The sequence below is a fragment of the Flavobacterium sp. FlaQc-30 genome (assembly GCF_044005885.1).
In the GTDB taxonomy this organism is placed as follows: domain Bacteria; phylum Bacteroidota; class Bacteroidia; order Flavobacteriales; family Flavobacteriaceae; genus Flavobacterium.
This window is the reverse complement of record NZ_JBIPCO010000005.1, coordinates 260,107-281,911: the sequence shown is the minus strand read 5'-3', so window position 1 is coordinate 281,911 and position 21,805 is coordinate 260,107. Positions and strand designations below refer to the sequence as shown.

Annotated in this window: 21 protein-coding genes; 13 read left to right on the top strand and 8 right to left on the bottom strand. The window is 32.7% G+C overall.

Translation table 11 applies throughout. From position 1 onward, the window contains the following. The first annotated feature begins 201 nt into the window (after positions 1 to 201). Positions 202 to 780, top strand: a complete 579-nt coding sequence (locus ACHRV0_RS13460) for a glutathione peroxidase (RefSeq protein WP_395441182.1) — start codon at positions 202 to 204, stop codon at positions 778 to 780. Between the two features lie 114 nt (positions 781 to 894). On the opposite strand, the gene pip is transcribed toward ACHRV0_RS13460, so the two are convergent. The 3 genes from pip to ACHRV0_RS13445 form a co-directional block, all read right to left on the bottom strand. Beyond that, a complete protein-coding gene (gene pip / locus ACHRV0_RS13455) occupies positions 895 to 1,806 on the bottom strand; it encodes a prolyl aminopeptidase (RefSeq protein WP_395441181.1) in 912 nt (303 codons plus the stop codon). Positions 1,807 to 1,813: 7 nt separating this feature from the next. Further along, a complete protein-coding gene (locus tag ACHRV0_RS13450) occupies positions 1,814 to 2,311 on the bottom strand; it encodes a GNAT family N-acetyltransferase (RefSeq protein WP_395441180.1) in 498 nt (165 codons plus the stop codon). Positions 2,312 to 2,406: 95 nt separating this feature from the next. Further along, complete coding sequence (locus ACHRV0_RS13445; protein ID WP_395441179.1) at positions 2,407 to 3,582, bottom strand: thioredoxin family protein; 1,176 nt, start codon at positions 3,580 to 3,582, stop codon at positions 2,407 to 2,409. Between the two features lie 174 nt (positions 3,583 to 3,756). Between ACHRV0_RS13445 and menD the strand changes: the two genes are divergently transcribed. Beyond that, positions 3,757 to 5,418, top strand: coding sequence for a 2-succinyl-5-enolpyruvyl-6-hydroxy-3-cyclohexene-1-carboxylic-acid synthase (gene menD, locus ACHRV0_RS13440; protein WP_395441276.1), 1,662 nt, complete (start codon positions 3,757 to 3,759; stop codon positions 5,416 to 5,418). Between the two features lie 87 nt (positions 5,419 to 5,505). Continuing rightward, positions 5,506 to 5,847, top strand: a complete 342-nt coding sequence (locus ACHRV0_RS13435; RefSeq protein WP_129026204.1) for a DUF2853 family protein — start codon at positions 5,506 to 5,508, stop codon at positions 5,845 to 5,847. Between the two features lie 47 nt (positions 5,848 to 5,894). On the opposite strand, the gene ACHRV0_RS13430 is transcribed toward ACHRV0_RS13435, so the two are convergent. Next, entirely contained in the window at positions 5,895 to 7,244 is a 1,350-nt protein-coding gene (locus ACHRV0_RS13430) for a M20/M25/M40 family metallo-hydrolase (RefSeq protein WP_129026202.1), read from the bottom strand. Positions 7,245 to 7,386: 142 nt separating this feature from the next. Between ACHRV0_RS13430 and ACHRV0_RS13425 the strand changes: the two genes are divergently transcribed. The 7 genes from ACHRV0_RS13425 to ACHRV0_RS13395 all read left to right on the top strand — a co-directional run bounded on the left by ACHRV0_RS13425 (position 7,387) and on the right by ACHRV0_RS13395 (position 14,565). Continuing rightward, the gene (locus ACHRV0_RS13425) at positions 7,387 to 8,244 is read left to right on the top strand and encodes a S1 RNA-binding domain-containing protein (RefSeq protein WP_089055719.1); all 858 of its coding nucleotides are present in this window, start codon (positions 7,387 to 7,389) and stop codon (positions 8,242 to 8,244) included. 745 nt (positions 8,245 to 8,989) lie between these two features. Next, positions 8,990 to 9,823: a 1,4-dihydroxy-2-naphthoyl-CoA synthase gene (locus ACHRV0_RS13420; protein ID WP_017498510.1), complete on the top strand. Its 834-nt coding sequence runs from the start codon at positions 8,990 to 8,992 to the stop codon at positions 9,821 to 9,823. Positions 9,824 to 9,994: 171 nt separating this feature from the next. After that, positions 9,995 to 10,957 (top strand): 1,4-dihydroxy-2-naphthoate octaprenyltransferase, encoded by a 963-nt coding sequence (menA, locus tag ACHRV0_RS13415; protein ID WP_395441178.1) that lies wholly within the window; start codon positions 9,995 to 9,997, stop codon positions 10,955 to 10,957. 30 nt (positions 10,958 to 10,987) lie between these two features. After that, positions 10,988 to 11,665, top strand: coding sequence for a metal-dependent hydrolase (locus ACHRV0_RS13410; protein ID WP_129056144.1), 678 nt, complete (start codon positions 10,988 to 10,990; stop codon positions 11,663 to 11,665). A gap of 16 nt (positions 11,666 to 11,681) precedes the next feature. Beyond that, on the top strand, positions 11,682 to 12,191 hold the full coding sequence (locus ACHRV0_RS13405; protein ID WP_395441177.1) for a DUF2199 domain-containing protein: 510 nt from the start codon (positions 11,682 to 11,684) through the stop codon (positions 12,189 to 12,191). A gap of 40 nt (positions 12,192 to 12,231) precedes the next feature. Continuing rightward, positions 12,232 to 13,434, top strand: coding sequence for a tetratricopeptide repeat protein (locus ACHRV0_RS13400; protein WP_395441176.1), 1,203 nt, complete (start codon positions 12,232 to 12,234; stop codon positions 13,432 to 13,434). A 93-nt stretch (positions 13,435 to 13,527) separates the two neighbouring features. Continuing rightward, positions 13,528 to 14,565: an o-succinylbenzoate synthase gene (locus ACHRV0_RS13395; protein WP_395441175.1), complete on the top strand. Its 1,038-nt coding sequence runs from the start codon at positions 13,528 to 13,530 to the stop codon at positions 14,563 to 14,565. A gap of 77 nt (positions 14,566 to 14,642) precedes the next feature. On the opposite strand, the gene ACHRV0_RS13390 is transcribed toward ACHRV0_RS13395, so the two are convergent. Continuing rightward, on the bottom strand, positions 14,643 to 15,194 hold the full coding sequence (locus ACHRV0_RS13390) for a hypothetical protein (protein WP_395441174.1): 552 nt from the start codon (positions 15,192 to 15,194) through the stop codon (positions 14,643 to 14,645). A gap of 19 nt (positions 15,195 to 15,213) precedes the next feature. Then, positions 15,214 to 16,125, bottom strand: a complete 912-nt coding sequence (locus tag ACHRV0_RS13385) for an OmpA family protein (protein ID WP_395441173.1) — start codon at positions 16,123 to 16,125, stop codon at positions 15,214 to 15,216. Between the two features lie 194 nt (positions 16,126 to 16,319). Between ACHRV0_RS13385 and ACHRV0_RS13380 the strand changes: the two genes are divergently transcribed. Together ACHRV0_RS13380 and ACHRV0_RS13375 are read left to right on the top strand one after the other, a co-directional pair. Further along, complete coding sequence (locus ACHRV0_RS13380; RefSeq protein WP_395441172.1) at positions 16,320 to 16,796, top strand: CYTH domain-containing protein; 477 nt, start codon at positions 16,320 to 16,322, stop codon at positions 16,794 to 16,796. A gap of 3 nt (positions 16,797 to 16,799) precedes the next feature. Then, entirely contained in the window at positions 16,800 to 17,768 is a 969-nt protein-coding gene (locus ACHRV0_RS13375) for a YpdA family putative bacillithiol disulfide reductase (RefSeq protein ID WP_395441171.1), read from the top strand. 99 nt (positions 17,769 to 17,867) lie between these two features. On the opposite strand, the gene ACHRV0_RS13370 is transcribed toward ACHRV0_RS13375, so the two are convergent. Further along, positions 17,868 to 19,436, bottom strand: a complete 1,569-nt coding sequence (locus ACHRV0_RS13370; protein WP_395441170.1) for a YdiU family protein — start codon at positions 19,434 to 19,436, stop codon at positions 17,868 to 17,870. A 127-nt stretch (positions 19,437 to 19,563) separates the two neighbouring features. Continuing rightward, a complete protein-coding gene (gene msrA / locus ACHRV0_RS13365) occupies positions 19,564 to 20,097 on the bottom strand; it encodes a peptide-methionine (S)-S-oxide reductase MsrA (protein WP_395441169.1) in 534 nt (177 codons plus the stop codon). A 182-nt stretch (positions 20,098 to 20,279) separates the two neighbouring features. Here msrA and ACHRV0_RS13360 point away from each other — a divergent pair, with 182 nt between their 5' ends. Then, on the top strand, positions 20,280 to 21,767 hold the full coding sequence (locus tag ACHRV0_RS13360) for an aminotransferase class V-fold PLP-dependent enzyme (protein ID WP_129056121.1): 1,488 nt from the start codon (positions 20,280 to 20,282) through the stop codon (positions 21,765 to 21,767). The last annotated feature ends 38 nt before the right edge of the window (positions 21,768 to 21,805 follow it).

Here is a 21,805-nt window from a genome sequence, read left to right as displayed (position 1 = left end):
CGAGGCATCAACTATAATTTTAGAAAGATATAAAAGCATTTAAAAATAAATTCATGGTTTGATTTGTTTGTATGGGGGGAAGCCTAGCGTCTGATTAACGCTAGGCTTCAATTTTTTATTTAACGTATGTTTAATAAAAAATAAAGACTCCAAAAATATACTGCAAAACAGATTTTGACTAATTTTATAAAAAATTAAACAATGAAAAATATAGCAATTTTAGTTTGCAGCGCTTTATTTATGATAGCTCCGCAAATTCAGGCTCAAACGAGCCATAAACCTAAAAAAGATGTCATGGCAAAAGAAAACATTTACCAATTTAAAGTAGAAGATTTATCAGGTGATACCTTTGATTTTGCGTCTTTAAAAGGCAAAAAAGTCATGATTGTAAACACGGCTTCAAAATGTGGGTTAACGCCGCAGTACAAAGATCTAGAAGCAATCTACAAAGAATATAAAGATAAAGGATTTGTAATTGTAGGTTTTCCAGCAAACAATTTTGCGTCACAAGAACCAGGAACAAACAAAGAAATCGAAACGTTTTGCCAGCAAAATTATGGCGTAACTTTTCCAATGATGAATAAAGTTTCGGTAAAAGGAGATGATATGTGTGAAATTTACAAATTCCTGACTCAAAAATCTAAAAATGGTTTGCAAGATTCTGAAGTAGAATGGAATTTTCAAAAATATTTGATCAATGAAAAAGGAGAATTGGTAAAGGTTATTAAACCAAAAACACTTCCAACTGATCCTGAAATCATTAAATGGATTAAGAGTTAAAAAACACTCTGAAAAAAAAGCTCCAAATTTGAATTATTCGAATTTGGAGCTTTTTTTTAAGGTACAAAGAAGCAAAGGTGCATAGGAGCAGAGTCTTCTTTACCTTTCTTAAAATTATTGATTTAATACACTTATGATTCTTTTTTCAATGGCAGGTTCAGAATCTGAATGACCTGCATTTTCAATATATAAAACAGATTTTTTTAAGTTACTGTGAATTTCCTGTGCAAACTCAACGGGACAGATTGCATCATATTCTCCATGTATTATAGTAATTGGAATATCTTCAATAATTCTTAGATTATCAACTATGTAATCATTTTCTAAGAAACAATTATTACTCAAATAATGAGCCTCCATAATGCTTAAAGACTGATATGGAAATTGTTGAATAATGGCATCGATTTCATTTGCTTTAATTCCTTTTATAAAAATAGAAATTTCATAATAAGCCCATTCATAACAGTAAAAATCTCTATTTTCGAGAGTTCCATTCAGCATCTGATCTAAATAATATTCTGAAATACTTAGTGAAGTATCAGCAGGAACATTTTTTTTAAACCTTTGCCATTCTGCAGGATACTGTTTATTAAGAGCTCCTCCTAAAAAGTGGTAAATTGTTTTTTGATCTGCTAGAAAAACACCTCTTAGCAAAAGACTTTTTACTTTTTCAGGATTCTGAATTGCAAATACAAGACTTAACGCTGTTCCCCATGAACCACCAAAAACGTTTATTTTTTCAATATTAAGATGAGATAAAAGTGCATTTATATCATTAACCAAATCTTGAGTCGTATTATCTTCTATACTCGCAAATGGTTTACTCTTTGAAGCTCCTCTTTGATCAAAGAAAACAACTTTATGTTTTTTAAAATCAAAAAAGCGTTTATCACTTTCTGAAAAACCAGCACCTGGACCTCCATGAACAAACAAATAGGGCTCTCCTGTACCGCAAACCTCATAATAGATTTCATGTAAATTATTAACTTGAAGATATCCTTTTTGTATTGGAGGGTTTGAATTCATTTTAAAATTATTTCAAGATTAATTGCATAAAAACCAAATCAAGCCAGTGATCAAATTTATATCCAACTTCGCGAATTGTACCGGTTGCCACAAAACCAAATTTTTCATGAAAAGCAATACTTCCTTCATTCTCTGCGTCGATTGCACCAATCATTACATGAAAACCTTGTTCTTTGGCCAATCGAATAAGTTCTGTAAGCAATTTTGAACCTACACCTTTTCCAATCACATTATCCACTACATATACAGAATGTTCGACAGTGTATTGATAACCAATTTTCTCCCTAAACTGTCCGTAACTTCCAAAACCAACTACTTCATTGTCTAACTCAGCCACGACAATTGGAAGGTTTTTAGTTTTCTTATCTTCAAACCATTTTGTTTGTACTTCAATAGTTTGAATATCGTAACTATAATTTGCTGTTGTATGCAGGATAGAATGATTTACAATTTCAAGAATTTTTTCTAAATCCTTTTTTATTGCAGGTCTAAGAATAAGTGCCATGTTTTGGTAGTTTTTTGAAAATTCAAATCACAAAAACTAATTTGTGATTCAAGCAAAAGCAAACTCACGAAGCAAATTTGCTTTTATTTTTTTATTTATTTAGAATTTAATTCGGCCAGTAAAGTATCAACATCTTTGGTATTCCAAGTCATTTCGGTACAAATTACTTTTGCATCTTTGGCATATTTCAGTGCTGTTTTTTTGTCTTTTATCTTATTGTAAAGTCTTGCGAGAAGTAAATTACCGTCATAAGAATCATTTAGTTCTATAGAATGTTTTACCCAAAGAATAGATTTTTTTAAACTTTCGGCATCAGAAATATGTTTCAAATAAGTCTGTCCTATATCTTTCAAAAAACTGGCATCGCTCCACACTAATTTTTGAGTATCTTCAAGCGTCACTTTTTTGTAAAACTGCCATTTTTCGGTACGTTCAGCCAATGTTAAATCAAATTTAAACACAAGAGAATCTGTTTTTTGCAATCGAATCGATTTTGCAACTTCTCTTTGTTTATAGTAGTTTACAGTATCTAAATTATCAACTAAAGGACGAAGTAATTCGTTCACAATACTTTCAACTTTACGATCAATACGTTTTTGAGAAGCAACAGCTGCAAACTCATTTTGATGTTTTAAAACGTACTGGAATTCTCTCGAATTAATATCTGTTACACCATTTGCAATTATTCGCCAATTGGTCTCACTTACTAATTGAGCATCTGATTGTGTATTAAGATAAATGTGTGTTGGAATTGCTATTTCATTTCTATCTCTTCCTTTTTTCAAACTATTCAAATAAGCAAAATACGCATTAGAATTGCTTGGATCGGCTAGAAACTGTTTTTCTAAATAAGGTAATTGCAATTTTGGATTCAAAGCATTAGACGCTTCTGTTAAAAAATCGGCTGTTTTCATTTCGCCTTTTAAAGCATACAAAAGATTTTCATTTGAATCTAAAAATAGAAAAGCGGGAAGTGAAGTAGTTCTAAATTTATTTTTCAAAGCAGTTCCTTCTTCTTTATCTACATTTTTCCAAACACAGATATAGTTTTTATTTAAAAAAGTCATCACATTTGGATCGCTGAAAACTTCTTTTTTCATTTTGTTGCAATGCGGACACCAATCCGCAAAAAGCATTACAAACAGTGGCTTATTTTGTGTCTTAGCACTTTCTAACGCTGTTTTATATGGCGTTTCATCAACAGTAAACTGATTTTGTGCCTGTATAGACTGAACTGAAATGAGAATAAAAAGTAAATATAAGAAACGCATAAACGATCTGTTTTTATAAAAAATGTTCGATTTACAAATATATCCCCTTTTTCTAAAAATGGGTCATAATATCTTGCTAATATAAGTTAAATCATGCATGAAGTTTGTAACTTTGTAATTGTAAAAGAAATTCTAAGCAATAGATTTTCTTTAAAAAGTAATACACTATTTAGAATGATTTACCCCAAAATAGAGCTTGCGCAAAGCATTATCGAAATTTGTTCAGCAAAAGGAATTCACAATATTATAATTTCTCCCGGTTCACGAAACGCACCATTAACTATCGGATTTGCCCAAAATTCTAACTTCAAATGTTACAGCATTGCCGATGAACGCTGTGCTGCATTTTTCGCATTAGGAATTGCGCAGCAAACTAAAAAACCTACAGCGGTTATTTGCACGTCAGGTTCAGCATTGCTCAATTATTATCCAGCTGTAGCAGAAGCTTTTTACAGTCAGATTCCGTTAATCATAATCTCTGCAGATCGCCCGCAAAGCAAAATCGATATTGGCGACGGACAAACTATTCGTCAAGAAAATGTTTTTAAAAATCATTCTGTTTTTAATGCCAATTTAACAGAAGAAGCTTCTGTTGAAAATGATTTGAAAATAAATAAAGCCATAGAAACTGCAATTCTTCAAAAAGGACCAGTTCATATTAATGCTCCGTTTGAAGAACCTTTATATGAAACTGTTGAAACGCTTTCTGTACAGCCAAAAATTACAAGTATAGAAGAAGCAGAAGATGCAAAAATCATCCAAAATGAAGCAGAATTTATTTCGATTTGGAATTCAGCGAAGCGAAAATTAGTTCTTGTAGGAGTAAATGATGCCAATACAATTGATAATAAAATTCTTGAGAACTTAGCCGCTGATCCTTCGGTCGTAGTTCTTACAGAAACGACTTCAAACTTGCATCATCCTAGTTTTATCAACAGTATTGATACTTTAATTACCCCATTCGACGATTCTGATTTTCAAGCATTTCAACCAGATATTTTAATAACTTTTGGCGGAATGATTGTATCTAAACGAATTAAAGGTTTTTTACGCAAGTACAAACCTCAAAATCATTGGCATATAGATACACTTCGAGCTTATGATACTTTTAGTGCTTTAACAAAACACTTTGTTATGAAGCCAAATGAATTCTTTAAATCTTTGCTGCCAAAAACAGAATTTACAATTAGCGACTATTCTTCTAGGATTACCGAAATCTATGCTTTACGAAAAGTTCGAAAACAAGAATATTTAGATAAAATTGCCTTTTCAGATTTTAAAGTCTTTGAAAAAGTTATTGAATCACTTCCTAAAAACAGCCAATTGCAAATCAGTAACAGTTCTGCAATTCGATACGCACAATTAATTGATATTGATTCAAGTATAGAAGTATTCTGTAATCGTGGCACAAGTGGTATTGACGGAAGCACTTCAACCGCAATTGGTGCAGCTGTTGGTAATACTAAACAAAATGTATTTATTACAGGCGATATTAGTTTTTTATACGATAGTAACGCTTTATGGAACTCATATATACCTAATAACTTTAAAATAATTCTGATTAACAATGGCGGCGGCGGAATATTTAGAATTTTGCCAGGACATGAAGAAAAACCTGTTTTTAATACCTATTTTGAAACTTCACATCATTTAACTGCAGAACATTTGGCAGCGATGTATAAATGCAATTATTTTAAAGCTGATGATGCAGCTTCATTAGAACAGAATCTAGAATTGCTTTATAGCGCAAATAATACGCCTGGAATATTAGAAATTTTTACTCCAACAAGAGAGAACGATATTGTTTTAAAACAATATTTTAAGGAGCTGACTTAGTATGTAAGTTAAATTTTATTAAAATTAATCTTTATATCCGTTTTTTAGTTTAAATTTGGACTTATTACCAATTTTAAAACTATAATTATGAGTAAAAGAGAAGAATTAATTGCAAAGTATGCCGCAGACTTAAAAGAAAAATGCGGAGTAACTCCGAACATGGATTTATTGACTAAAGTAACAATAGGCTGCGGTCCATCTATATACAATGATGATGCTTCTACTGTAGCAGGAAGCCAGCAGTCAGAATTAGACACTGTAAAAAATAACTTTTTAATCAAAAAGTTGGGTTTACCAGATACAAAGGCATTAGATGAGGCTATAAATACCGTCTTAGAAAAATATGGTAAGTCTAACAAACACAAGTACAGAGTTGTTGTTTATTACTTATTAACGCTTCACTTTAAAAAAGAAAGTGTTTATAAATAGACAAAAAAAAAGCGCCATAAGGCGCTTTTTCTTTATATCATTTAATTTTATTTAATTGGAATTGGAAAAACGGGCAAACTTGCATGTCCTAAAGCATCAACGGTTTGCACAGCAAAAAAGTAATTGTCTTTAGAATAAGGAATTTCAGCTCGAGTATCTTTTACAAAAAAAGTTTTTTCCCAATGTGAAGAAGAAGTTTCTCGCATTAAAATTTGATAACCATATTGTTCTTTTCCAGCTGGTGCTGACCAAATTAAAGTTGATGAATTAGAAAGTTTTTTAACCTCAATTCCAACATTTTCTGGTGCTTTTGGCGATGAAGCAAGATTAGCCAAAGTCGCTAAATTTGAACAGGTATTTTTTCTTAAATAATCAAAATCCATAAATTCTGGCAAATCGCCATATTTAATATTGTTTTCGGTTCTTAAATCTTGATGCTGATGATCAAAATTTTCATTCATTTCGCAAAAACGAACAGCGGTAAAGCCATTTTGACTAAAAGGAGTATGATCACCGCCACGCAAAAAACGATCATTTCGGTATACTAATTTTACTTTCAGCTGATCTACATATTGTTCTGTAACAGTTTTAATATATCGAGCTAAAAGTCTTGAAGGACTATCATTATCTCGACTTACAGCTTTACGCATTTTTGCTTCTTCCTCAGTTTCTAAATACGGAATTGTTTCACTGAAAACACGAATTTGAGTATTATCTCTTAAATTAGTCCCGCTTGATAAGCTGTTGCCAATCATGTCATTATTAAGCATTGCTACTATATTCCAGTTTTGTGCTTTTGCTTTTTCGGCTAGATGTCGAGCTCCAATCAAACCTTGCTCTTCGCCAGTTACAGCAACAAATATTATAGTAGCAGGAAATGATCTTTTGCTCATTACTTTCGCAAGTTCAATAACTGCCGCAACGCCAGAACCATCATCATTTGCTCCAGGAGCATTGGCTTTTATATTCATAACATCTGTAACGCGTGAATCAAGATGCCCGCTGATAATCAACACACGATTGTCTGTAGGATCAGTTCCTTTTAAAGTTGCCATTACATTCCCAATCTGGCTGTCTACGTTAATTCGCTTACCATCGGCTTTAACAGTAAAATAGTCAATTTCAGAAGTTAATCTTCCGTTAGATTCCAACGCAAATTTATCAAACTCAGATTTCACCCATTGCTGCGCAGCCCCAATTCCTTTTGTTTTGTTCTTTGCATCGCTCAAAGTATGTCTAGTTCCAAACGAAACTAATTTATGAACGGTAGCTTCAAGATTTTCGGCCTTAATTTCGCCTATCATTTTTTTTATTTCCAAGTCTTCGGAAACTTGCGAGATTGAAGCCTGCGCGAAAAGAAGAAAGGCAAAAGCACTATAAATAAGATTCTTTTTCATTGATTTGGGATTAATTACAAGTTTTCAAATTTAACCAAAAGCAACAAACTACAATAAAATGGCCGCTTCTTTTTTTATCCCGCATATTTTTCGGATTACCATTTTCAAACTTCGTACATTTGCACCTTAGAACTTTATGAATATGATTGAAATAGGAAAATACAATACACTAACTATATTACGTGACACCAAAGTGGGACTTTTTTTAGGAAATCCTGAAAAAGATCCAGAAGGAATTCACGACATTTTATTACCCAACAAATACGTACCAAATGAATTCGAAATAGGCGAAGAACTAGTTGTCTTTGTTTATCTAGATCACGAACAACGTCCAGTTGCAACTACGCTTGAACCTTATATTTTATTAAATGAATTTGCACTTTTAAGAGTAAATTACATTAATAATGTGGGCGCTTTTATGGATTGGGGAATGGAAAAAGACATTCTTGTTCCGTTTAAAGAACAAGCCCGTCCTATGGAAAAAGGAAAGCGTTATCTGGTTTACCTTTATAAAGATGAAAAAACGAATCGTTTAGTAGCTTCAAGTAAATTAAACCAATTTTTAAACAACGATCAGCTTACAGTTGAAAAAGGAGAAGAGGTTGATTTGATTGTTTCGCATATTACTGAATTAGGAATAAATGTTATTATCAATGAGCAGCACAAAGGTTTGTTGTATAAAGATGAAGTTTACGATGATTCAATAAGAACCGGCGACAGAATGCGCGGATACATTAAAAATATCCGCCCTGACAATAAAATTGATGTTGCATTGCAAGTTCAAGGATATCAAAGTATTGAGCCAAATGCAGAGAAAATTTTAGATGAATTAAGAGCAAATAGAGGCTTTTTACGTTTAAATGATAATTCGCACCCTGAAGACATTAAAACAGTCTTAAAAATGAGTAAAAAAACTTTTAAGAAAGCAATTGGAGCTTTATACAAAGAAAAACTTATCGAGATTAAAGAAGATGGAATTTATTTGGTAAAAGAAAATTAGATTTTTTTAAATTTCTATTTTTAGAGTTTAAACAAACTTATTATAACAGGAAAGGCTGCTCATTACAAGCAGCCTTTCCCTTTTTATTCTCGTTTTAAAAAAAATTGTAATTAAAAAAAAACAGAAATAAAATAAATTCGAATCTGATCAAAAAATAACAGCTTTAAAAATTTTAGAAGCTACTTCTTGAAAAGGTATGTCTTTAAACAATCAATACATCCATCTTAAAAGCGAAACGTTAATTTCACGGCTAATCCATTGGTTTTAGAAAATAATTTATAGAAAGTTTTAGTTAGTATCTTTTCCTCTTTTCGTAATCAATTTCATACTAATTACTTAAACAATTCTAGTGTTTAACCTTAGGTGTTACTATCTTCTTTTCGAAGTCTTGACAAATGAATAAATCATTTGCTCATTATTCAAGGGTTTACTAATAAAAACCATAAAAAAATGAGCGACAAATTTTTTAAATTTTCTCAAAAAAATCATTTTTTAGGTTAATAAATCAGTGAAAGAAAATCAATCTTGTATCAACAAAATAAATCGTATCTCGTTGATTTCTAGGATGTAAAATTACTTATTATTTTTTATAACTAATGTTAAAAAATGTTATTTTTTGAGCAAAAAGCCTAATTGTTAACATTACTGCAAATTGTTAACCGCTATATAAACCAAAATCAGTGGGTGAAAATCTAAAAAATGGCTTATTTTTACACTATAAATTTTTAAAATAAAACAAACAGAAATGGATTGGATTACTGCCAGAGAATTTGAAGATATAACTTATAAAAAATGTAACGGAGTTGCTAGAATTGCTTTTAACAGACCAAATGTTAGAAATGCATTCAGACCTAAAACAACTTCAGAATTATACCAAGCTTTTTACGATGCACAGGAAGATACTTCGATTGGAGTAGTATTACTTTCTGCTGAAGGACCGTCGACAAAAGACGGAGTTTATTCATTTTGCAGCGGCGGTGATCAAAATGCACGCGGACATCAAGGTTATGTAGGCGAAGATGGTCAGCACCGTTTAAATATCCTAGAAGTACAGCGTTTAATTCGTTTTATGCCAAAAGTGGTTATTGCAGTTGTTCCAGGCTGGGCAGTTGGCGGCGGACACAGTTTACATGTGGTTTGCGACATGACTTTGGCTAGTAAAGAACACGCTATTTTTAAACAAACTGATGCTGATGTTACCAGTTTCGACGGCGGATACGGATCTGCTTATCTGGCTAAAATGGTCGGACAGAAAAAAGCGAGAGAAATTTTCTTTTTAGGAAGAAATTATTCTGCTCAAGAAGCTATGGATATGGGAATGGTAAACGCTGTAATTCCTCATGATGAACTTGAAGCTACGGCATATGAATGGGCTCAGGAAATTCTTCAAAAATCGCCAACGTCTATCAAAATGCTGAAATTCGCTATGAACTTAACGGATGACGGAATGGTAGGACAACAGGTTTTTGCAGGAGAAGCAACTCGTTTAGCTTATATGACTGAAGAAGCAAAAGAGGGAAGAAACGCTTTCTTAGAAAAAAGAAAACCAAACTTTGGCGAAAATAAATGGCTGCCATAAATAATTTAAGAATTTAGATGGCAGATTTTAAATTTGTTTAAATCTGAAACTGCCGTCTAAATTCTAGATTAAAAAATAACATTATTATTAGGTTACATATTTTAGTTTTTTTGTGTTTAAAAAGAATCCAACAATCTAAAATCTGCCATCTAAAATCTAAATTTAAAATAAATGAAACATTGGATTGAAGCGGCTAGACTGCGCACATTACCTTTATCGGTTTCTGGAATTATAGTTGGGAGTATTTATGCACTTTCAAACCCAACAGAAACTATCAATACACCAACTGACGTTTTTAGCTGGAAAATCTTTGGCTTTGCTCTTTTAACCACTTTGGGCTTACAGGTTTTATCCAATTTTGCAAATGATTACGGAGATGGTGTAAAAGGTACTGATAATGCTGATCGAGTAGGGCCGCAGCGTGCCATTCAGAGCGGAGTTATTACGCCTCAAGCGATGAAAAAGGCAATAATAATTACTTCGCTGTTAACTTTATTATCTGCCATTATCTTAATTTATTTTGCTTTTGGAGAATCAAATTTTGGTTATTCAATATTCTTTCTGCTTTTAGGAATTGCTGCAATTGTTTCAGCAATTCGTTATACAGTTGGTAATTCTGCTTACGGTTATAAAGGATTTGGTGATGTATTTGTTTTCATCTTTTTTGGACTTGTAAGTACATTGGGTGTTAACTTTTTGTATTCAAAAGAAGTTGATCCGCTTTTAATTCTTCCGGCAATTTCTATCGGTTTACTAAGTGTAGGTGTTTTAAACCTGAATAATATGCGTGATGAAGAATCAGATCGAAAATCAGGAAAAAATACAATCGTAGTTCAAATTGGTGGAGCAAAAGCAAAAATCTATCATTTCTCATTGATTATTACAGCAATGATTTTAGTTGTAGTTTTTGCCTTTTTAAGCGATTATAACTTTGATCAATATTTGTTTTTATTAGCTTATGTTCCTTTAACTAAACATTTAATTACGGTTTATAAAAACCAAAACCCTAAGCTTTTAGATCCCGAATTAAAAAAACTAGCACTAAGCACATTTTTACTTTCTATATTATTAACAGTATGTATGATTTCATTGATTTCAGATATAATTGTTAACCTATTTTTAGGCGGAAGATAAAATTAAGTTCAACTATAAAACACTCATAAAATGAAAATCACTTTTTACGGACATGCTTCTTTAGGAATTGAAGTAGGAGGAAAGCACATTATTGTTGATCCATTTATTACAGGAAATCCGCAAGCTTCACACATCGATATCAACAGCTTAAAAGCAGACTATATTTTATTAACGCACGCTCACGGCGATCATGTTCTTGATGTTGAAAGTATTGCAAAACGAACTAATGCAGTCATTGTTTCAAATGCTGAAATTGCAGGTTATTATGCAAAAAATGGTCTTAATTCACATCCAATGAATCATGGCGGAAGCTGGAATTTTGATTTTGGAAAAGTAAAATATGTCAATGCAATTCACTCAAGTTCTTTCCCTGATGGTACTTACGGAGGAAATCCTGGCGGATTTGTAATCGAAGGAGAACATAAAAACATTTATATAGCTGGAGATACTGCACTTACTTACGACATGAAATTGATTCCGCTAAGAACTAAGCTTGATCTTGCTATTCTTCCAATCGGAAATAATTTTACAATGGATGTTGAAGATGCAATTATTGCTTCTGATTTTGTAGAATGCGATAAAATTCTAGGCTATCATTTTGATACTTTTGGCTATATCGAAATTAATCACGAAGAATCAATTCGTAAATTCTTTGATAAAGGAAAAGATCTAATGCTTTTAGAAATTGGCGCCTCAATTGAATTATAACAGCACTTATTAAAATATGAGTGATATTAAATTTACGTGTGATTGCTGTGGCGAAGAGCACGAAAGCTGGCCTGCAATAACTTATAACGCCCCAAACAGCTATAGCAACCTATCTTCTCAGGAAAAAGAAGATATTGCTGTAATTGATGAAGATTTTTGCGTTATAAAACATTCCGATCAAGTAGATCGATTCATTAGATGTGTTCTAGTTCAAAAAGTTAATGATCATTGTGAAGATTTAGAATACGGCTTCTGGGTTTCATTAAGCGAAAAAAGTTTTGAAAACTACTTAGAAAATTTTGATGATCAAAAGGAAGAAAACCAGTATTTTGGCTGGCTTTCGAATTATATTCCACAATATGAATTTTCAAACAGTATTCCAACAACAGTTGTAACAAAAACTGGAAACGAAAGACCAGAAATATTTCCTCATCAAGATTTTGACCATCCTTTTGTAAAAGATTATTACGAAGGAATCACAAAAGCAGAAGCTGAAAAGAGAATAAACGCAATACTTAAAAAATAGGCTTGAAATTTGCATGAAATCTTTAACTAAATTTTCTAAAATGAATTTTAAAAAAATAGCTCTATTTATTTTAATTATAGCTTCATCTAACGTTTTTGCACAAAAAGACGGCTATTGGGATAAAGAGCGAGCTACAACTAAAGAACTTATTGTTTCTGCCGGAGACAGAGTAACTTTTAAAATAGAAGATCTACCTCAAGGTACTACTGAAATTGTATACAGAATCACTCTTTTAGACGAAAACCAGCAAATGGCAAATAGTTTAGTTTCGGTACTAAAAGCAATTCCTGATCCCTATGGAATTGGTCAGGGATCTGCAGGAGCCGTTTTTTTGATGTCAAAAATTTCTGGAGATGATACTTGCACCTACGCCTTGTTTACTTCAAATGACGATGCAAAAAAGTATATTACAGATGGTAAGACTGATAAAGCTTGCTACGCACAAACTGAACCTTTAAGCAAAGACGCCAAACGTTTATCTGTAGATAAATCTTCTTGTTTAAGCCAAAATTCAAATACAATTTGGTTTGCATTTCAAAGTAAAAACTGGTTTTTAAATCAAAAAGTGGTATTAGAAGTAGTTCCGTGGGTTAATACCGTTCTTAGTCGTGGTTGGGATAAAGACAATAAAAACGAAATTATCAGCTTATGTAAAACATCTACATTAGCACAAAAAATGGCAAATTCTGATGATTTTTGCGTTTGTATTCTAAATAAAATCATCAAACAATATCGTTATACAGAATTTCAGAAGTTATTAGCAGTTGAAAAAACCAAAGCATACAAAGATTTTGGAAACGCTTGTTATAAAGATGAAGATATTTCTAAAAATGTTTACAGCGATTTAAGAAAACAGGCTTCTTTATTGATAAAACAGCAAAAATATAACGAAGCAATTCCTAAGTTAAATTCGATCATTAACGACGGAAAAGCCACTGCTTTAGATTACAGTTCTATTGGTTATTGTTTTATTTTAACTAAGCAATATGGAAAAGCGCTGAAATTTTTAAAAGAAGGTGAAAAGCTTGATGATACTGAATTGTTAGTTAAACTAAATCTCGCTCATGTTTATTTGATAAGCGATGATTATAGTGAAGCCAAAGCAATTTACAAAAAATACCAAACTCAAAATGTAACTGATAGTGTAAGCTGGAAAGAAAAAACAAAACAAGATTTTACTGTTTTTCAAAAAGCGGGTCTGCCATCAAAAGATTTCGAGAAAGTTTTAAAACTATACAATTAAAATTTCACCATATAAGTAATATAAGATATTTAAGTTTACTAATAAGCCTAGTCTTTTTTAATGAACTTTTATACCTTATATGATTAAACAGAAATGAAAGCGACTTACCATAAATACATGCTCGAGTTTAAGCGCCCCTCTGGGACATCTCGAGGCATTATGACCGAAAAAGAAACCTGGTTTATTGTTTTAGAAGATGATAATAGAAAAGGAATAGGAGAATGCGGAATTCTTCGAGGTTTAAGCGCTGATGATCGCGATGATTATGAGGAAAAACTTAAATGGACTTGTGAAAATATTCATTTAGGAGAAACTGCACTTTGGGAAGCTTTGTTAGAGTTTCCTTCGATACAATTTGGAGTAGAAATGGCTTTTTTATCATTAAAAAGCGAAAATCCATATTTACTTTTTCCTTCAAACTTTACGTCGCATTCTAAATCAATACCTATAAATGGCTTAGTTTGGATGGGTGAAGCTTCATTTATGAAACAACAAATTGAAGAGAAATTAGCGGATGGTTTTAATTGTATCAAACTTAAAATAGGTGCTATAGATTTTCAAAAAGAATTAGAATTACTTGAGTTTATCCGAAGTCATTTTTCGGCAGAACAAATCGAAATTAGAGTCGATGCAAATGGTGCTTTTTCTTTAAATGAAGCTTTAGATAAACTTAACCAACTTAATACATTTCAGCTTCATAGTATTGAACAACCTATAAAAAAAGGAAATAGTACCGCAATGGCAGATTTATGTAATGCAACACCTTTTCCTATTGCTTTAGACGAAGAATTGATAGGTGTTTTTTCATTACAAGAAAAAGAAGAATTACTGCAAAAAATCAAACCGCAATACATTATTTTAAAACCAAGTTTTGTCGGCGGTTTTAGAGGAACACAAGAATGGATCACTTTAGCCGAAAAGTATAATATTGGCTGGTGGATTACTTCGGCATTAGAAAGTAATATTGGCTTAAATGCAATTGCTCAATGGACTTTTCTTTTAAATTCTAAAATGCCTCAAGGATTAGGAACCGGAGCACTTTACACCAACAATTTTGATTGTCCGCTTGAAGTAAAACAAGGACAGCTATGGTATAATATAGAAAAAAACTGGCTGGGAGCCAGTTTTTAGGTACAAAGGTTCAAAGTTGCAAAGGTTCAAAGGTTTTTACTTTGCACCTCTGAACCTTTGAATCTTTGCAACTTTTTTTACTCTTTTCCTCCACGTAAATTATCCTGCCAGTCTTTCAATTCCTGCCATTTACCTTGATAGGCTAATAAAGCTTGTTTAGCCCAAGTACTTGGATTGTGAATAGCATAATTTTCTCCGCCGGCATCTAGAATAGACTGCGATTTTTCTGTAGATGTTTCTGATAATTGATGCCAAGTTGATATTCCTGCTGCATGATATAAAGCTTCAATTTTAGGGCCTATTCCTTCAACAACTTTCAAATCATTTTCTTTTATTTTTTTGCCAAAAACTGTGGCTGCCAGAGCTGTATCAAATACAATTGCGGCAGGTGTAGACACAAACGACTGCGCCGTAGACGAAGAGTTTTTTACTTTTGCAGCTAAATCTGCTTCTAATGCTGCAATTTTTGCATTCAAGCTTTTAGTATTTACTTTGCAGGCATCTAAATCGGCTTGTAAAGATGCAGACAGTGAATCATCACCTTTAGAATTCATTTTCCCTAGTAAGTAACCTAAAATTCCACAGATTAACCCCACTAAAATCGGTATTAAGATACATGGTATATTCATAATCGTATATTTTAATTAGTTATTTAATTGTAATTACAGTTCTTCTGTTATTTGCTTTACCTTCTGCAGTAGTATTTTCTCCAATTGGTTCATCAGGACCTTTTGATTGCGTTTCAATTCGTGTAGTCTCAATACCGTTTTTTACCAAATAGTTCTTAGAGAAATCGGCTCGTTTTTGCCCAAGTACCACATTCGAATCACGATTTCCTACATTGTCGCTGTGCCCAACAACCAATACAACAGCTTCTTTAACATGATCCATGTATTTGGCAATATCTGCCACTTTTTGCTTCTCGTCGGCACTTAAATCTTCACTAGACTTATTGGTGCTGAAATGAAGAACTAATGCGTCACCATTAATTTTATTCTTTAAAATAACCCATTCATCTGTCGATACCGCTGGGGTATCAGCGCTCTCAAAATTATACTCAACAGGACCAAGAAGTGTATCAGAACTAATTTTCCATTGATCGATAATTTTGCCTTTTGTATCAAAATTAGAAGCTGCTAATCCTTTAGAGACAAAATAGTTCTTAACTTCATTTGCCCTTGCTAAACCAAGATTTTCAAAAGTTGTGGTGTTCTTTTCATCAGATGTGGCGTAACCAGTAATCGTAATTTTTTGCTGTGGATTTTTAATTAAAAACCCTTTTAGATTTTCAATTCCTATAGCTACTGAATCATGAACAGGCATGATTACTGCAGCATTGTTTTTAAGGAACTTAAGATTGCCGTGTGTGCGATAATCAATTCCAGAACCGCTTAGAACAAAAGGAACAAAATTAGTGTCCTGAGCCACAACAACGCTTACTGTTTCAGTAGTAACGTCAGCTGTTTTCGTACAACAATTGCAACAGAATTTCAGGTATAAAAAAGTCCCCAAAATAATTGTTATTGCAATGCCCAATAGATAAAGTGCTTTTTTAGACATAGTAATGAAGTTAAGGTTTTATCAAATTTAGGAAAAATAAAAACACGTAACCTACTAACAATCAATCAACATGGTTGCATTTTCCACTTTTGTTTGAATTTGATTCGTGAACAAATAAAAAGAGGTTTTATAAATGTAAATTCTCAAACTTAATTTAATTAAGTAACTTTGAGTAAAATTAATTTAGAAACAAAATGCTCGAAATAGAAAGAAAGTTTCTTGTAAAATCAAATGATTTTAAAGAACAAGCTTTTACTCATAATAAAATTGCCCAAGGCTACTTAAGCTCAATTCCCGAAAGAACTGTTAGAGTTAGAATTAAAGGCGAAAAAGCCTTTTTGACGATTAAAGGAATTGGTCAGCACGGCGGTATGTCGCGTTTTGAATGGGAAAATGAAATTCCGATTGACGAAGCGATAGAACTTTTAAAATTATGCGAAAAAGGCAAAATAGAAAAAACACGTTACGAGGTAAAACTTGGAAATCATATTTTTGAAGTTGATGAATTTTACGGCGAAAATGAAGGTTTAATAATGGCCGAAGTGGAACTGAAATCTGAAACAGAAACTTTTGAAAAACCAGAATGGCTAGGGGAAGAAGTAACAGATGACAAAAGATATTACAATGCTTATTTAAGTAAACATCCTTTTAAAAGCTGGGAAAAAGAATAATTTATGACGGATCAATATGATGTAATTATTGTGGGAGGCGGGCCAATAGGACTTGCCTGTGCAATTGAAGCTCAAAAGAACAATTTAAAATATTTAATAATTGAAAAAGGCGCTATTGTAAACAGTATTTTCAATTATCCGCTGTACATGACCTTTTTCTCTACTGCCGAAAGGTTAGAAATTGGCGACATTCCGTTTAATTGTCTTGCTCCAAAGCCCGGCAGACAGGAAGCTTTAGAATATTATCGAAATATTCATCGCTACTTTAAATTCAATATCAATTTATTTGAAAAAGTTACCGAAGTCAAAAAAATCGAAAATTCGACTTTTGTAGTTTCTACAGATAAAAATTTGTACGAAGCAAAGAATGTGATTATTGCAACTGGCTTTTATGATATTCCAATTCAAATGAATGTAATAGGAGAGGAATTGCCTAAAGTACGTCATTATTACAAAGAAGCACACGAATATGCTTTTCGCAAAGTTTTAGTCGTTGGTGCCAATAACTCTTCTGTCGATGCCGCTTTAGAATGCTGGCGAAAAGGCGCTGATGTTACAATGGTTATTCGTAAAAACGAAATTAACAATAGAGTAAAATATTGGGTAAAACCCGATATTGAAAACCGAATTACCGAGGGTAGTATTAAGGCTTATTTTGAATCTAACATTACGAAAGTAAAAGGTAACGAAGTTGAAATTGAAACTCCAAACGGAAAAGTTACGATTGAAAATGATTTTGTTTTGGCTTTAACGGGGTATAAACCCGATTTAACTTTTCTAGAGAAAATGGGAATTGAACTTTCAAATGATGAACTTAAAATTCCAGTCTACAACGCCGAAACAATGGAAACAAATGTAAAAGGTTTATTCCTGGCTGGTGTTGTCTGCGGCGGAATGCAGACACACAAATGGTTTATCGAAAACTCAAGAATCCATGCTAATATGATTATGGATTATATTGTTTCGAAATAGTTTTTTTAGCCACAAATTTCACGATTTAGCACGAATTAGATTTTGTGAGTTCAAAAAAAATTAGTGCTAATTCGTGAAATTTGTGACTAAAAATAAAACTTAAGAACTGCAAGAAAGCATTGAACAACCAACTTTAGATCTTGCCCAATCTGGTCGTTTAGCAAACCATTTTTGATAATCAGGCTGCTCGTCGTAAGGTTTTTGCAAGAGCGTATAAAACTCATTTACCAACGAATAATCTTCTTTGTCTGCCGCATCAATGGCTAATTGTGCCATATAATTGCGAAGCACATATTTGGGATTAATGGAGTTCATTTTTTGCGAACGTTCCTGATCTGATAAACTTTCAGCTTTTACTCTTTCCAGGTATTGTGAAAACCATTTTTTCCAAGCTTCTAGAATTTCTCCTGAAACTTCTTCTATTTTATAAAACGAAAATTCAATTTTCTCAATTGCTTTTTCAACTGAATCTGATTTTTCAACAGTACTTAAATTTCTAAAAAAGATAGTCATATCCGTTTCTGTTAATTGTAAATTAGCTTCTAATTCATCAATTAGAGTATTATCAGTTTCACTTGAAGTAAACAATCCTAATTTACTTAAAAACATCACTTTGTAATCTTTAACAAAATTATCCATAAATGATTCTAAGATTTTTTCTAATTGCTCTGTTTCGTTTATTAATGGATAAATTGCATTAGCCAATTGGTATAAATTCCACTGTGCAATTTGAGGCTGATTTCCAAATCTGTATCTTCTGTATTGACTGTCGGTAGTATTTGGTGTCCAGTTTGGATCGTAGTTTTCTAACCAGCCATATGGGCCGTAATCGATCGTAATTCCATGAATCGACATATTATCCGTATTCATTACGCCATGCACAAAACCCACACGCTGCCAATGCAGAATCATTTCGCGAGTAGAGTCGGCCACTTTTTTAAAGAATGCCAAATATTGATCTTTTGGCTCGCCAGTAATTTCAGGAAAATAAGATTTGATGTTGTACTCTACAAATTGTTTCAAATTCTTAAGCTCATTTCTGGCTGTCAGCATTTCAAAACTTCCAAAACGGATAAAAGAAGGAGCAACTCGACAAACAATTGCGCCTTTTTCGTAAGCCGGATTTCCATTATACAAAACATCTCTCAACACTTGATCACCAGAAAGCATTAAAGAAAGTGATCGAGTAGTGGGTACGCCTAAATAATGCATCGCTTCGGCACATAAATACTCTCTAATAGAAGAACGTAAAACCGCCAAGCCATCTGCGGTTCTAGAATAAGGTGTTTTTCCAGCTCCTTTTAATTGAAGCATAAAAAACTTACCATTGTTTTCAACTTCTGTTAAATTAATAGCACGGCCGTCGCCTAATTGTCCTGCCCAATTTCCAAACTGATGTCCAGCATAACTCATTGCAAACGGACGTGTTCCTGAAAGGATTTCTTTTCCTGAGAAAACATTCAAAAAAGTCTCAGAATGAATTTCGTCTTTTGAAATACCTACTAATTCTGCCACTTCCTCAGAAGCATGAATTAATTTTGGATTCGATGGTTTTGTTGGATCTACATACGAGAATACAGTATTCTTAACCTGACGCACTTCATTTGTAGTTTCAGGATCCGCAGGCAATTCCGCAGTAAATCGATTATTTATTTTTAAATTTTTCATTTGAGTTTTTATGTTTTGCCTCAGATTACACAGATTAAAAGGATTTTAAATCTATGTAGATTCTAATATTTTACATACATAAAAGAGAAATCCTTTTAATCTGTGTAATCTCTGGCTGGAAAAAAAATCAGCCAATTAATTTATCAGCATACATTTTTTTAAGTTTTTGAACTTTTGGATCGATTACGAACTGGCAATAGCCGGCTTCTTGATTGTTGTTGTAATAGTTTTGATGATAATCTTCGGCTTCATAAAAGACTTCGAAAGGTTTTAACTGCGTTACAATTGGATCTGCGTAAACAGACTGTACTTCTTGAAACACTTTTTCAGCAATTTCTTTTTGTTCGTCGTTGTGGTATAAAACAATCGAGCGATATTGTGTACCGCTGTCACCGCCTTGGCGATTTAAAGTTGTTGGATCATGACTCGTCATAAACACAGTTATCAAATCATGATATGAAATTATGTCAGGATTAAAGGTTACCTGAATCACTTCTGCGTGACCAGTGCGTCCTGTGCAAACTTCGCGATATGCAGGATTTTTTATAAAACCACCTGAATATCCCGATTTTATTGTTTCAACTCCTTTTAAACGCTGAATTACAGCTTCTACACACCAAAAACATCCACCACCAAAAGTGGCTGTTGATAAATTTTCCATAAATGTAAATAGTTTAAAGTTTACATGCCCTATTAATCCGATAGAATATTATGATAATTTATCTAAAAAATAGCTTTTTAACTAAAGATATTAAAAGTTTACTCACTGTTTGAAGTTTATAATTGATAAATTCTCAATTCTATAAAAAAACAATATATTTGCATTCAAACACAGGCACACTAATGAATACCAAAAATAATACCATCAGTCTAGAAACCTACTTTCAGGACTTTAGACAACATATTGTTGGCATAGATCAGGAATTTATGTCACCTTTTGGCAAAAAAAATATTGTTTATACAGATTGGACTGCCAGCGGAAGGCTTTACAGACCAATTGAAGAGAAACTTTTAAATCAATTTGGCCCTTTTGTAGCCAACACACATACTGAAACCACTGTATCTGGTACTGCCATGACTAAGGCTTATCATCATGCAAGACATATTATCAAACGTCATACAAACGCTAATAACGATGATGTTTTGATTACAGACGGAACTGGTATGACGGGTGTTATTAATAAGTTTCAGCGTATTTTAGGTTTGAAAATTCCTGAAAACCTAAAAAGCTTTACTACAGTTCCTGCAGAGAAAAAACCTATTGTTTTTATTTCGCATATGGAGCATCATTCTAATCAAACTTCTTGGTTAGAAACTATTGCTGATGTCGAAATTATTCCGTCTTGCGAAAAAGGACTTTTTAGTTTGGATAATTTAGAGCTGTTGTTACAAAAATACAGCGATAGAACAATAAAAATTGCTTCTATTACTTCGTGTTCGAATGTTACAGGTTTAAAAACACCTTTTCATGAAGCTGCCAAATTAATGCACCAATACAACGGCGTTTGCTTTGTCGATTTTGCCTGTTCAGGACCTTATGTAGAAATTGATATGCATCCTGCAGATGAAGAAGCGTATTTAGATGCCATTTTCTTTTCTCCGCATAAATTCTTAGGAGGACCTGGTACTTCTGGTGTTCTTATTTTTAATAAAAAATTATACAACAATATGATTCCTGATTGTCCGGGCGGTGGAACTGTAAGCTGGACAAATCCTTGGGGAGAGCATAAATATATTGACAATATCGAGGATCGTGAAGATGGCGGAACTCCAGGATTTCTTCAGGTTATTAAAACAGCTTTGGCAATTGAGTTAAAGGAAGAAATGGGAATTGAAAACATTTTGCAGCGTGAGCATGAAATTGTTGATTATGTTTTCAGTCAATTAGAGCCTGTTGATAATATTAAAATTCTAGCGGGACAGCATAAAAATAGATTAGGAGTTGTTTCGTTTTTTATTGAAAACCTTCATTTTAATTTAGGTGTAAAAATACTAAATGACCGATTTGGAGTTCAAACCAGAGGAGGATGCAGCTGTGCAGGAACTTACGGGCATTTTTTACTGCATGTTGATCAAGAAACTTCAAATAAGCTGGTTAACGAAATTACAATTGGAGATTTAATCAAAAAACCGGGTTGGATTAGAATGTCAATTCATCCAACTACGACTGATGAAGAAATTGCTTTTGTTTGTGAAAGCATTAAAGAGTTAGCTAAAAACCACAAAGAATGGGCTTTAGACTATTCTTACAATAAAGATACAAATGAGTTTGTTCATAAAAATGCAACTTCTTTTGAAGATGAATTAGTTGAAGGCTGGTTTAAATCTTAAGAATTAATCTACTGCAAGTTTCTTTCAACTTTACGCGA

What these genes read in the sequence shown, in the direction of transcription:
- ACHRV0_RS13460 (WP_395441182.1), top strand. Translation starts at nt 202, where the DNA reads ATGAAAAATATAGCAATTTTAGTTTGCAGCGCTTTATTTATGATAGCT.
- pip (WP_395441181.1), bottom strand. Translation starts at nt 1,806, where the DNA reads ATGAATTCAAACCCTCCAATACAAAAAGGATATCTTCAAGTTAATAAT.
- ACHRV0_RS13450 (WP_395441180.1), bottom strand. Translation starts at nt 2,311, where the DNA reads ATGGCACTTATTCTTAGACCTGCAATAAAAAAGGATTTAGAAAAAATT.
- ACHRV0_RS13445 (WP_395441179.1), bottom strand. Translation starts at nt 3,582, where the DNA reads ATGCGTTTCTTATATTTACTTTTTATTCTCATTTCAGTTCAGTCTATA.
- menD (WP_395441276.1), top strand. Translation starts at nt 3,757, where the DNA reads ATGATTTACCCCAAAATAGAGCTTGCGCAAAGCATTATCGAAATTTGT.
- ACHRV0_RS13435 (WP_129026204.1), top strand. Translation starts at nt 5,506, where the DNA reads ATGAGTAAAAGAGAAGAATTAATTGCAAAGTATGCCGCAGACTTAAAA.
- ACHRV0_RS13430 (WP_129026202.1), bottom strand. Translation starts at nt 7,244, where the DNA reads ATGAAAAAGAATCTTATTTATAGTGCTTTTGCCTTTCTTCTTTTCGCG.
- ACHRV0_RS13425 (WP_089055719.1), top strand. Translation starts at nt 7,387, where the DNA reads ATGATTGAAATAGGAAAATACAATACACTAACTATATTACGTGACACC.
- ACHRV0_RS13420 (WP_017498510.1), top strand. Translation starts at nt 8,990, where the DNA reads ATGGATTGGATTACTGCCAGAGAATTTGAAGATATAACTTATAAAAAA.
- menA (WP_395441178.1), top strand. Translation starts at nt 9,995, where the DNA reads ATGAAACATTGGATTGAAGCGGCTAGACTGCGCACATTACCTTTATCG.
- ACHRV0_RS13410 (WP_129056144.1), top strand. Translation starts at nt 10,988, where the DNA reads ATGAAAATCACTTTTTACGGACATGCTTCTTTAGGAATTGAAGTAGGA.
- ACHRV0_RS13405 (WP_395441177.1), top strand. Translation starts at nt 11,682, where the DNA reads ATGAGTGATATTAAATTTACGTGTGATTGCTGTGGCGAAGAGCACGAA.
- ACHRV0_RS13400 (WP_395441176.1), top strand. Translation starts at nt 12,232, where the DNA reads ATGAATTTTAAAAAAATAGCTCTATTTATTTTAATTATAGCTTCATCT.
- ACHRV0_RS13395 (WP_395441175.1), top strand. Translation starts at nt 13,528, where the DNA reads ATGAAAGCGACTTACCATAAATACATGCTCGAGTTTAAGCGCCCCTCT.
- ACHRV0_RS13390 (WP_395441174.1), bottom strand. Translation starts at nt 15,194, where the DNA reads ATGAATATACCATGTATCTTAATACCGATTTTAGTGGGGTTAATCTGT.
- ACHRV0_RS13385 (WP_395441173.1), bottom strand. Translation starts at nt 16,125, where the DNA reads ATGTCTAAAAAAGCACTTTATCTATTGGGCATTGCAATAACAATTATT.
- ACHRV0_RS13380 (WP_395441172.1), top strand. Translation starts at nt 16,320, where the DNA reads ATGCTCGAAATAGAAAGAAAGTTTCTTGTAAAATCAAATGATTTTAAA.
- ACHRV0_RS13375 (WP_395441171.1), top strand. Translation starts at nt 16,800, where the DNA reads ATGACGGATCAATATGATGTAATTATTGTGGGAGGCGGGCCAATAGGA.
- ACHRV0_RS13370 (WP_395441170.1), bottom strand. Translation starts at nt 19,436, where the DNA reads ATGAAAAATTTAAAAATAAATAATCGATTTACTGCGGAATTGCCTGCG.
- msrA (WP_395441169.1), bottom strand. Translation starts at nt 20,097, where the DNA reads ATGGAAAATTTATCAACAGCCACTTTTGGTGGTGGATGTTTTTGGTGT.
- ACHRV0_RS13360 (WP_129056121.1), top strand. Translation starts at nt 20,280, where the DNA reads ATGAATACCAAAAATAATACCATCAGTCTAGAAACCTACTTTCAGGAC.